This is a genomic window from Scandinavium tedordense, assembly GCF_024764965.1.
GTDB classification, from domain to species: Bacteria; Pseudomonadota; Gammaproteobacteria; order Enterobacterales; family Enterobacteriaceae; genus Scandinavium; species Scandinavium tedordense.
The window spans coordinates 695628-706055 of sequence record NZ_JALIGG010000057.1 but is presented as its reverse complement, the minus strand read 5'-3'; the positions used below and the strand labels follow the sequence as shown (position 1 = coordinate 706055).

10 protein-coding genes, 1 tRNA gene and 2 pseudogenes are annotated in these 10428 nt (G+C 52.0%); 7 read left to right on the top strand and 6 right to left on the bottom strand.

Translation table 11 applies throughout. The annotated features are described in order from the left end of the window. A pseudogene (locus MUU46_RS23120) lies at positions 1 to 116 on the bottom strand (hypothetical protein); the annotation flags it as partial. A 26-nt stretch (positions 117 to 142) separates the two neighbouring features. On the opposite strand from MUU46_RS23120, the gene MUU46_RS19290 reads away from it, so the two are divergent. Then, on the top strand, positions 143 to 790 hold the full coding sequence (locus MUU46_RS19290; RefSeq protein WP_258966373.1) for a LysR substrate-binding domain-containing protein: 648 nt from the start codon (positions 143 to 145) through the stop codon (positions 788 to 790). Positions 791 to 1046: 256 nt separating this feature from the next. Here the strand turns inward: MUU46_RS19290 and MUU46_RS19285 are convergent. Together MUU46_RS19285 and MUU46_RS19280 are read right to left on the bottom strand one after the other, a co-directional pair. Continuing rightward, a tRNA-Ser gene (locus MUU46_RS19285) sits at positions 1047 to 1134 on the bottom strand. A gap of 146 nt (positions 1135 to 1280) precedes the next feature. After that, positions 1281 to 2909 (bottom strand): annotated as a pseudogene (locus MUU46_RS19280) (ABC transporter substrate-binding protein). A gap of 273 nt (positions 2910 to 3182) precedes the next feature. On the opposite strand from MUU46_RS19280, the gene yccA reads away from it, so the two are divergent. Both yccA and tusE read left to right on the top strand, forming a co-directional pair. Continuing rightward, complete coding sequence (yccA, locus tag MUU46_RS19275; RefSeq protein WP_110509855.1) at positions 3183 to 3842, top strand: FtsH protease modulator YccA; 660 nt, start codon at positions 3183 to 3185, stop codon at positions 3840 to 3842. A 90-nt stretch (positions 3843 to 3932) separates the two neighbouring features. Then, positions 3933 to 4262: a sulfurtransferase TusE gene (gene tusE, locus MUU46_RS19270; protein WP_258966387.1), complete on the top strand. Its 330-nt coding sequence runs from the start codon at positions 3933 to 3935 to the stop codon at positions 4260 to 4262. Here tusE and yccX read toward each other — a convergent pair. Next, the gene (gene yccX, locus MUU46_RS19265; protein ID WP_159753607.1) at positions 4259 to 4540 is read right to left on the bottom strand and encodes an acylphosphatase; all 282 of its coding nucleotides are present in this window, start codon (positions 4538 to 4540) and stop codon (positions 4259 to 4261) included. The genes tusE and yccX overlap by 4 nt on opposite strands. Before the next feature lie 273 nt (positions 4541 to 4813). Here yccX and rlmI point away from each other — a divergent pair, with 273 nt between their 5' ends. Further along, positions 4814 to 6004 (top strand): 23S rRNA (cytosine(1962)-C(5))-methyltransferase RlmI, encoded by a 1191-nt coding sequence (gene rlmI, locus MUU46_RS19260; protein WP_258966372.1) that lies wholly within the window; start codon positions 4814 to 4816, stop codon positions 6002 to 6004. 63 nt (positions 6005 to 6067) lie between these two features. Continuing rightward, positions 6068 to 6385, top strand: a complete 318-nt coding sequence (gene hspQ / locus MUU46_RS19255) for a heat shock protein HspQ (RefSeq protein WP_159755213.1) — start codon at positions 6068 to 6070, stop codon at positions 6383 to 6385. Between the two features lie 28 nt (positions 6386 to 6413). On the opposite strand, the gene MUU46_RS19250 is transcribed toward hspQ, so the two are convergent. Next, complete coding sequence (locus MUU46_RS19250; RefSeq protein ID WP_159753613.1) at positions 6414 to 6827, bottom strand: CoA-binding protein; 414 nt, start codon at positions 6825 to 6827, stop codon at positions 6414 to 6416. Positions 6828 to 6996: 169 nt separating this feature from the next. On the opposite strand from MUU46_RS19250, the gene csgI reads away from it, so the two are divergent. After that, entirely contained in the window at positions 6997 to 7659 is a 663-nt protein-coding gene (csgI, locus tag MUU46_RS19245; RefSeq protein ID WP_159753616.1) for a curli synthesis inhibitor, read from the top strand. 94 nt (positions 7660 to 7753) lie between these two features. Continuing rightward, entirely contained in the window at positions 7754 to 8212 is a 459-nt protein-coding gene (gene mgsA, locus MUU46_RS19240; RefSeq protein WP_159773248.1) for a methylglyoxal synthase, read from the top strand. A gap of 92 nt (positions 8213 to 8304) precedes the next feature. On the opposite strand, the gene helD is transcribed toward mgsA, so the two are convergent. Next, entirely contained in the window at positions 8305 to 10359 is a 2055-nt protein-coding gene (helD, locus tag MUU46_RS19235; RefSeq protein ID WP_258966371.1) for a DNA helicase IV, read from the bottom strand. Positions 10360 to 10428: the final 69 nt, after the last annotated feature.

Here is a 10428-nt window from a genome sequence, read left to right as displayed (position 1 = left end):
GGCTTTGTTGTAATTGCGCCAGTTAGTGACTTTAAACTTCTGTTTTGCCATGGGACGACCCGTGTTGCCGGATGATGCGTGATCTGATCCTTTAACTCAGCAAAAGTTCGATTTATTCAACAAAGCCACGATCACCAACAAAATGACCAAGAACCGTTTGGTTGTCTACTGCACCCCTTATTTGGCCACTATCATAGTGCCACTGATTTGCCTGTTTATTGAAAAAGAAAAAATCAACTGCAAAGTGGTGCATCAATATCATGACCCAAAATCTGACTCCGCCAGCGAACTGTTAGCTTTACGAAAAGTTGACTTAGTCTTTGATATTGACCCAATTTATGATAGTTCAATTTACTCTGAAGCCCTTTTCTACGAACAGCGCTGCCTGGTGTGCAGGAGTGATCACCCACGTATAAAGGAAACGGCAAATATCGAAGCGTTGCGCCAGGAGTCTTTTTCTATTTTTGACTCCTCAGCCAATTCAGTCAAAAGATCACAGTCCGAATTAGCAAAACTCTTCGAACAGCGTAAATTCGCTTTACGCACCTCGTCCATATTAGCCATGGCCGCGGTGGCAGAATCAACAGATCTTGTTGCGGTAGTCACAGAACGTTTTTATCAACAAATACATTCATCTTTTAATATTAAGAAAATTAAAACAAATATTACCTTCGCCCCTAACCCTATTTATATGAGCTATAAAAAGGTGAATATGCAGGATGAAATTTCGCAGAAGATTATTGACCACATTCATAAAGTCTTTCCACTGGCGGCAGAAAATAAGCGCTGATATTACCTGGTTGCCGATAAACGCTTTTTGCCCGGTGGCGCGTACACTTACCGGGTACCAACACTGCGTTCTTTCAGTAAGTTACAGGTACTGTATCAAGGAAAAGCGAGAAGGCTTGCAGGATGAGAGGTAAAGCAAGGGATGTTACGAGGTCGATATTCAATTTCAGGTAGGTAGGTCCAATCACATATCTCTGTGAATATACCAACAGTCCAAAGCAACAAGGGGTTACCTTTCGGTAACCCCTTGTTTTAATTGGCGGAAGCGTAGAGATTCGAACTCTAGAACCCTTTCGGGTCGCCGGTTTTCAAGACCGGTGCCTTCAACCGCTCGGCCACGCTTCCTAAGTGGGACGCACTATAAACATACCCGAACTTCCTGTAAAGCCCCACCTTGTTCGTTCGCGCAAAAAACAGTCAAATCGTTGTTATTCGGCTGAATTAACAACACATTGAGCAGTTATTAGGCATTTTTATCATCATATAAACGCTTAATGTTTTTTGATGTACATATCCTTGGTGTAGTAATAGCCGAGGCTGTCAGGTGTAAATCCTCCCACCCATGGCTTCACAAGGTGCGTTCGTACGTAGTGATAGACCGGAATAGCCGGAACATCCTGCCCTAACATGTCTTCGGCCTGCTGATAGTATTTGCCGCGCTCAGCGGTGTCTTTGGCTTTTGCCGCATTGTGTAAGGCTTCGTCGTAGGCCGGGTTGCTGTATTTGCTGGTGTTCTCACTGTCACCGGTGCGGAAGTTATTCAGGAACGTCGATGCATCATCGTAGTCGGCAATCCACGCGTAGCGCACCGCGTCAAAATTCCCGGTGTGCATCGTGTCGAGCATGGTTTTCCATTCCTGATTTTGCAGCTTCGCTTCCACGCCAAGATTTTTCTTCCACATCGAGCTGACAGCGATGGCAATACGCTGATGTGATTCGGACGTGTTGTAGAGCAAATTAAACGATAGCGGATGGTTGGCCCCAAAACCGGCCTCGGTGAGTAGCTTTTTCGCTTCGGAAATGCGTTTTGCCTGCGGCCAGCTGGCGTAATCCGGCGCGTGAAGCGTTACGCCGCCAATCTCTGGCTGACTGATGAGCCAGGCGGGTTTCTGCCCCTGCCCCAACACTTTGTCGGCGATGATGTCTTTATCCAGCGCCATATTCAGCGCCCGGCGCACACGGGCATCGTTGAACGGTGCTTTGGTGGTGTTGAACTCGTAATAGTAAGTGGCGAGCTGCGGCGATACGTCCACCTGATCGCCCATCGTTTTTTTCAACTGGGCAAACTGATTGATAGGCAAGGTATAAACGATATCGATCTCACCCGCCTTGTAGCGATTGACGTCCGCCGCTTCCGAGTGAATCGGCAGATAGGTCACTTTATTGATGACCGTATGTTCGTCATCCCAATACTTCGGATTGCGCACTGCGGTGATCCGCTCGTTGACCACCCACTGGGAAAGCTTGTACGCCCCGCTACTGACGAAGTGTTCCGGCAGCGTCCATTTATCGCCGAAGCGGTTGATCAGCACCTGATCGACCGGCACCAACTACGGGTGAGCCAGCATCGCAAGGAAAGACGCCGTCGGCTGATTCAACGTAATCTGTAGGGTGTTGTCGTCCAGCGCTTTCACGCCCAACGTGTCAGGCGTTTTTTTACCCAACGCGATATCGGCAGCATTCACGATATGCATGTTGCCCGGGTAACTGGCATACGGTGACGCGGTTTTTGGGGTCACCAGCCGCTGCCAGCTCCAGACGATATCCTGTGCGGTAATGGCGGTCCCGTCAGACCACGTGATGCCAGGCCGCAGATGGAAGGTCCAGATGGTGTTGTCTTTGTTCTCCCATGAGGCCGCCAGCCGTGGCTCGATACTACCGTCAGGTTTGACCGCCACCAGCCCATCAAACATGTCGCTGATAATGTTGAACTCAACGTCACTTTCTACCTTGTGCGGGTCCAGCGAGGCCGGTTCATTACCGTTATTTCTGACCAGCTCCTGCTTGTCCGCCAACTGTGTGCCTGCGGGAACGTTGGCCGCCCAAGTCATTGAAGCCGAGCTGATAAGCCCGGCTGCGAGTAATGCGAGCGTGATGTGATTGTGTTTTAGTCGGTTCATATCCTTTGCCTTATTGATTTCATTATTGATGATACCGCTCTCAGTGTTAGCGACGGATTTGCAATAACGCAATATTTTTCAGTAACCTATAAGATGTTGATCTGGCCTGGCGCTGAAAAAAACCAAACATTCTGCGTGGTGATTTAACGTCGATATATTCGTCTGTTTAACGGGGGATGCGGGTCGGTAAAGATGGGTAAAAGCACTAGAGCTTTGGCGTTTATTTACATATTCTCGGCAGTTAATACCCTGGCCTTAATATAGAGAGTGACTATGGATCGCATTATTACCTCGTCGCGTGACCGTACTTCGCTACTGAGCACGCACAAAGTTCTGCGCAATACCTATTTCCTGCTGAGCCTGACGCTGGCGTTTTCGGCGATCACCGCCACCGCAAGCACCGTACTGATGCTGCCTTCACCAGGGCTGATTCTGACGCTGGTCGGCATGTACGGCCTGATGTTCCTGACTTACAAACTGGCCGATAAACCGACCGGTATTCTGGCGGCGTTCGCTTTCACCGGTTTCCTGGGCTACATCCTCGGGCCAATGCTGAACGCGTATCTTGCTGCCGGAATGGGTGATGTGATTGGCATGGCGCTGGGCGGCACCGCCCTGGTGTTCTTCAGCTGCTCGGCTTACGTGCTGACCACCCGCAAAGACATGTCCTTCCTCGGCGGTATGCTGATGGCGGGCGTCGTGGTCGTGCTAGTCGGAATGGTGGCGAACATCTTCCTGCAATTGCCTGCGCTGCACCTGGCCATTAGCGCGGTGTTCATTCTTATCTCTTCGGGCGCCATCCTGTTTGAGACCAGCAACATCATCCGCGGCGGTGAAACGAACTACATTCGTGCGACCGTCAGCCTGTATGTCTCGCTGTATAACATCTTTGTCAGCCTGCTGAGCATTCTCGGCTTCGCTAACCGTAACTAAAGCAGACTCAGCCAGACCTCAAGCCCCGCTTATGCGGGGCTTTGTTTTTTGCTACACTGCGGCGGTTTCTAATAACGGCTATGAATGAATATGTTGAACTTTGAAGGCAAAGAAATAGAGACCGATAACGACGGTTACCTGAAAGAGAGTAGCCAGTGGAGCGAAGGCCTGGCGGAAGTGATTGCGCAGAAAGAGGCTATCATCCTGTCCCCTGAGCACTGGGAAGTGGTGCGCTTTGTGCGAGACTTTTACCTCGAGTTCAATACTTCACCGGCTATCCGGATGCTGGTCAAAGCGATGGCAAAAAAGCTCGGCGAAGAGAAAGGCAACAGCCGTTATCTGTATCGCCTGTTCCCCAAAGGCCCGGCCAAACAGGCCACCAAGATTGCTGGCCTGCCAAAACCGGTGAAATGCATTTAATAGCGAATGCCGAAATCGGTCCAGGTTTTCCCGGGTTGGTGCGGTTCAGCCAGAACTTTATCGACCCGGGCGCTGCGCGGTCCACCCGCTTTTAGCCACGCCACCAGCTGTTCTACTTTATCCGCTTCCCCGCACGCCAGTACTTCGACGCTGCCGTCATCCAGATTCCGCGCGTAGCCAGTTAGCCCCAGTTTTAAAGCCTCACGCTGCGTGCTGTAGCGAAACCCAACCCCCTGCACCATGCCGTGAACCCATGAGATTGTGCACACCTGTGCCATAACGGTTCCCCCTTGTTGAACTGAATCATCAGAATAGCAAATTATCGGTGGTCCTTTAGGCATCATGTTCAACGCACATTCTTTGGCAATCAGCCGTAGTGCTGACGAAATCGGGTGCCGCCGTTATTTATTGTGCGGGTATGATTTGCTTTTGTGCCGAAACGTTCATCGCAATCGAGCACCGGGCCGGTGTCAGGCCCGTTATTCATTGCATTTCCTCGCTGACGTGGGAAAATAGCGCCCATTTTCTTCGAAACAACAGAACAATTAATTATGAGCGTACGTTTAGTGTTAGCCAAAGGCCGCGAAAAATCCTTACTTCGCCGCCACCCATGGATCTTCTCTGGCGCTGTAGCGCGTGTAGAAGGCAAAGCTTCTCTCGGTGAAACCATTGATATTGTTGACCATCAGGGTAAGTGGCTGGCACGCGGAGCGTACTCTCCGGCATCGCAGATCCGCGCTCGCGTCTGGACCTTTGATCAGGCAGAAACCATTGATATCGCCTTCTTTGAACGTCGCTTACAGCGCGCACAAACTTGGCGTAACTGGCTGGCAGAAAAAGACGGTCTCGACAGCTACCGTCTGATTGCCGGTGAATCTGACGGCCTGCCGGGTGTGACCATCGACCGCTTCGGCAACTTCCTGGTACTGCAATTGCTGAGCGCCGGGGCAGAATACCAGCGTGCCGCGCTGATCAGCGCCCTGCAAACCTGTTTCCCGGACTGCGCGATTTACGACCGCAGCGACGTGGCGGTGCGTAAAAAAGAAGGCATGGAACTGACGCAAGGTCCGGTAACTGGCGAAATGCCACCCGCCCTGCTGCCAATCGAAGAACATGGTATGAAGCTGCTGGTTGATATCCAGAATGGCCATAAAACCGGTTATTACCTCGATCAGCGAGACAGCCGTCTGGCAACTCGTCGCTACGTAGCCGATAAACGTGTGCTGAACTGCTTCTCCTATACCGGTGGTTTCGCTGTTTCTGCTCTGATGGGCGGCTGCCGTCAGGTCATCAGCGTCGATACTTCGCAGGATGCACTGGATATCGCCAAACAGAACGTCGAGCTTAACAAGCTTGATTTGAGCAAAGCAGAATTTGTGCGTGACGATGTATTTAAACTGCTGCGTAAATACCGCGATGATGGCGAAAAATTTGACGTGATCGTAATGGATCCGCCGAAGTTCGTGGAAAACAAAAACCAGCTGATGGGTGCCTGTCGCGGCTATAAAGATATCAATATGTTGGCGATCCAGCTGTTAAATCTGGGCGGCGTGCTGATGACCTACTCCTGCTCCGGCCTGATGACCACAGATTTATTTCAAAAAATCATCGCCGATGCCGCAGTTGATGCCGGGCGTGATGTACAATTTATAGAGCAGTTCCGTCAGGCAGCCGATCACCCGGTGATCGCGACCTATCCGGAAGGGCTGTATCTGAAAGGATTTGCCTGTCGCGTCATGTAAGTTGAAAAGTGAAACATTGCCCTCATATTTAATGTCAGTAATGTTTCCTGGGAGGTGACTATGATGATTGCCAGCAAATTTGGTATCGGCCAGCAGGTCCGCCATTCGCTGTTAGGGTATCTTGGCGTGATCGTCGATATCGATCCGGAATACTCCCTGGATGAGCCCTCGGATGATGAGGTCGCGGTGAACGACGAGCTGCGTACTTCACCGTGGTATCACGTGGTGATGGAAGACGATGACGGCGAACCCGTCCATACCTATCTCGCAGAAGCCCAGTTGCAAAACGAAGCCAACGACGAGCACCCGGAACAGCCATCAATGGACGAACTGGCGCAAACCATTCGCCAACAACTTCAGGCACCTCGCCTGCGTAACTGATAAAAACCCCGCCGAGGCGGGGTTTTCCTTATTTCGCGAGCCCCAAACGGGGAATTTCAATCGCCGGACATTTATCCATCACCACCTTCAGTCCCGCATCTTGTGCCAGCACGGCGGCCTGTTCGTTGATGACACCCAGCTGCATCCACAGCGTTTTGGCCCCGATCGCAATCGCTTCTTGCGCCACGCCCCAGGCGGCTTCTGAATTGCGGAATACATCCACCATATCCACTTTTTCAGGCACTTCCGCCAGCGTGCTGTAGCCTTGCTGGCCGAGTAACGTTTTACCCGCCACTTTCGGTGACACTGGAATGACGTGATAACCCTGGTCCAACAGATACTTCATCACCCGATAGCTTGGGCGGTCCGGCTTATCGCTCGCCCCCACCAGCGCGATGGTTCGGGTCTCGTTCAAAATGCCTGCAATTTCGTTCTCTTTCATTATTTCCTCCGGGCAATTTTGCAAAGTGTACGACAATCCTGATACGCCAGCCATTCAGTCATACCAGAGTATGAGGGCAGAACCCTGGATTATGTCTATATGTTAATAAAAACCGATTTCGTAAAGATTTGATACACTCTACGGGCAGGCATTTTTTCAGGAGATAGCGATGAGAACGGGGATGACCATATTGTGTCTGTTGCTTCTGATGCCTGGCAGCGTATTTGCCACGACGCTTCGGCTCTCAGGTGACATTGATTTACTGGTACTGGACGGCAAGAAAGTGTCCAGCCTGCTGTTACGCGGGGCAGAAAGCCTTGAGGTGGATAACGGCCCACATCAGGTCGTATTTCGTGTTGAAAAAATGATTATATTGCCCGATCAGAATCGCCAGTTGTACGTCTCGCCGCCGCTGATTGCCAACTTTAATTCGCAGTTGGTAGGCCAGATAAACTTCAGCCTGCCGCGGCTCGAAACGCTGGAAGATACCGAGACCTTCACCTCCACGCCGCACGTTAGCCTGCTGGATGGCAACGCAATGCCTATTCCGGTCAAACTGGATATTCTGGCGATCACCCAGACGGGGACCAACATCGATTATGAAAAAGCGACAGAGGCTTACAACATCGCCAATAAGCAAGCCTCCAGCACGCAGTTCAGTATGCCGCAGTCGGACGACAGCACGCTGTTAACGAAAACCAACGAGCTGGATAATCCAGCCTATCAGTCGCAAACATTGACTGAACAACGGCTGAAATACTGGTTCCAACTGGCCGACCCGCAAACCCGCAACCGCTTTCTTGAATGGGCAAAATCGCAGCCATCCTCCTGATATCATGACGTAGCGCAGGAAAATTCGCGGTTGCCGCTTGCAGCAACAATCACTTCCAGTAATCTGTCGACATGTTGAATGATGGAAAATAATTATGGAACAGACAACCCGTACCCTACCGGGTCGAAAACATATCGCCCTGGTCGCGCACGATCACTGTAAGCAGATGTTGAAAGCCTGGGTTGAGCGTCATCAACCGCTGCTGGCACAGCATGAACTTTATGGCACCGGCACCACCGGTAATCTGGTTCAGCGCGCAACCGGTCTGGACGTCACGGCAATGCTGAGCGGCCCGATGGGCGGCGATCAGCAGGTCGGCGCGATGATCGCAGAAGGTAAAATTGATGTCCTGATCTTCTTTTGGGATCCGCTGAACGCCGTGCCGCACGATCCGGATGTAAAAGCCCTTTTGCGCCTGGCCACCGTATGGAACATTCCGGTGGCAACCAACGTCTCCACCGCGGATTTCATTATTCAGTCGGCTAACTTCAACGCGCCGGTAGATATTCAAATCCCTGACTATCAGCGTTACCTGGCAGAACGTCTCAAGTAATAAAAAGCCCAGCGGCACTGCATTTATGCGGACCTACGCTCGAAGCTGTAGGTCCGGTTGGCGCAGCGCCGCCGGGCAGTTAAGCACTTTAATCAGGGTTTACGGGCGACCGGCACATCCAGATATTTCAGTACCTCGACAAACACCGACGGCTCCTGCTTGTTGAACATCAGCCACACACGCTGGCGCGCGCGCGTCATGGCGACGTACAGCAAACGCCTTTCTTCAGCATCAGGGAAATCCTCCGGCTGCGGCAGTAACGCCTGTTCCATGACGGACTCCCGCACCGGTGCCGGAAACGCATCTTGACCTTCCTGCAAACCGAGCACAATCGCGTAATCTGCCTGCTGACCTTTACTGGCGTGAATGGTCATAAAATCAATCTGCAGTTTCGGCCAACGGGTCGCTGCTTTTTCCAGCAGTGCAGGTTTCAGATGGTGATAACGCGCCATAATTAAAATGCGCTGTTCCGGCTTCGCAAAACCACTCAGTTTATCGAGCAAAGCATCGAGCTGATCGTCCGGCAGTAACGTGACGGCTTTTTTGTCGCCCGTCGTCAGGCTGTTCAGGGGTTTGCTTAGCTGATGTGGGTTTTGCTGAATAAAACGGTTAGCAATTTCGCCAATTCGACTGTTAAAACGGTAAGTGGTATCCAGTGCGCAGTTGTCGCCTTCACCGAAATAATCGGTAAACGCGGTGGTCAGGGATAGCTGCGCACCGCTAAAGCGGTAGATTGCTTGCCAGTCATCTCCCACCGCAAACAAGGTGGTTTGTGAGTTCTGCTTACGCAACGCCGCCAACAGTGCCGCACGCTGAGGGGAAATATCCTGGAATTCATCCACCAGAATGTGCTTCCAGGGGCTGACGAAACGCCCTTTTTCCAGCACGTTAATGGCCTGATGAATCAGCCCGGAAAAATCTACCGCGCCTTCGTCTTTCAGCGCCGTTTTCCACGCTTTTAGCAGCGGAGCCATCAGCTTGACGCGCTTACCAAACAGCTCACGGATCTCTTCCGGTGCGCTTTCGATCATTTCAGCCTGCGAACCGCCATGGCTGCGAATCAGGCTGACCCAGCGATCGAGGCGGCTGCCCATCCGACGCACAATTTTAGGGTCGTGCCAGTAGTCCTCCTCCGGCACATTCCATTCCATTTCTTCCTCAAGCCACTGTCGCCAGCCTTTGGCCTGCGCCTTTTTCTCCTGACATTGTTGCTGCCAGCATTTTGTCAGCAGTGACTGGCGCGCAGTGGCGTCATTTTCCAGTTTGCTGATAACCGGCACTTTTTTGCTGCCCTGCTGGATAATGTGCAGCGCCAGCGCATGGAACGTTTTCGCACTGATGGCTTCAGTGTTGAGACGCTCGCGAATACGCTCGTCCATCTCCTGCGCCGCTTTGCGACCAAACGCCAGCAGTAAAATCTGATCAGCAGCAGCTTCTCCACGCGTCAGCAGCCAACCGGCACGGGCCACCAGCACCGACGTTTTACCGCTACCCGCACCGGCCAATACCAGAAGCGAACGTTCGCCATTCACCACCGCACGCGCCTGCGCATCATTGAGTGGTGAGGATTCAATTCCCTGGAAGAAAGCGGCGTACTGTTTCAGCATCGTTTCAGTAAATGCCTGGTTATGCTTGAGTCGGCTGGCATCGCGGTCTTTCAACCACGCCTGACACTGCTGCCAGAGTTCGTGGCAGTTGTCGAAACTGTCCAGCCGCGCCACAGGAACAGGCAGCGCGTCCAGAGCACTGAGAATTTTTTGTCGCAGTTGTCCGACAGCCTCGCGGGTCAGCCATTTGCCTTCTGCACTGTGGCGCGAGATAACCGTCAACTGCTGCTGTAAAACGTCAGCGGCAATGACACTCATTTCATCACTCCACTGCTGCCAGCGACTTTGCAGATGATGATGAAAACGCTGAGTGTCGGCCCATTCAGTGCCGTGCAGGCGAACCACTTTGTTATCCGGCAGAACGAACTCCAGCTCGCCCCACACCAAACCTCGCTTGCAATGAATGGCGGTCAGCTGATTAAACGGAATCAGGTATTCATGATGATCGCCAGAGACTTTTACTCCGGCATTCAGGAGTTCAACCCGGTCGTAGGGGTGCTGCGCCATGCGTTTGCCGAGGGCTGTTGCTTTTAGTTCCATGTCTTGCCAAATCCCGGATGTAGACTTATGTATGACAGTGTAACCGCCAGATTCCAGGTGCTCCAGCGC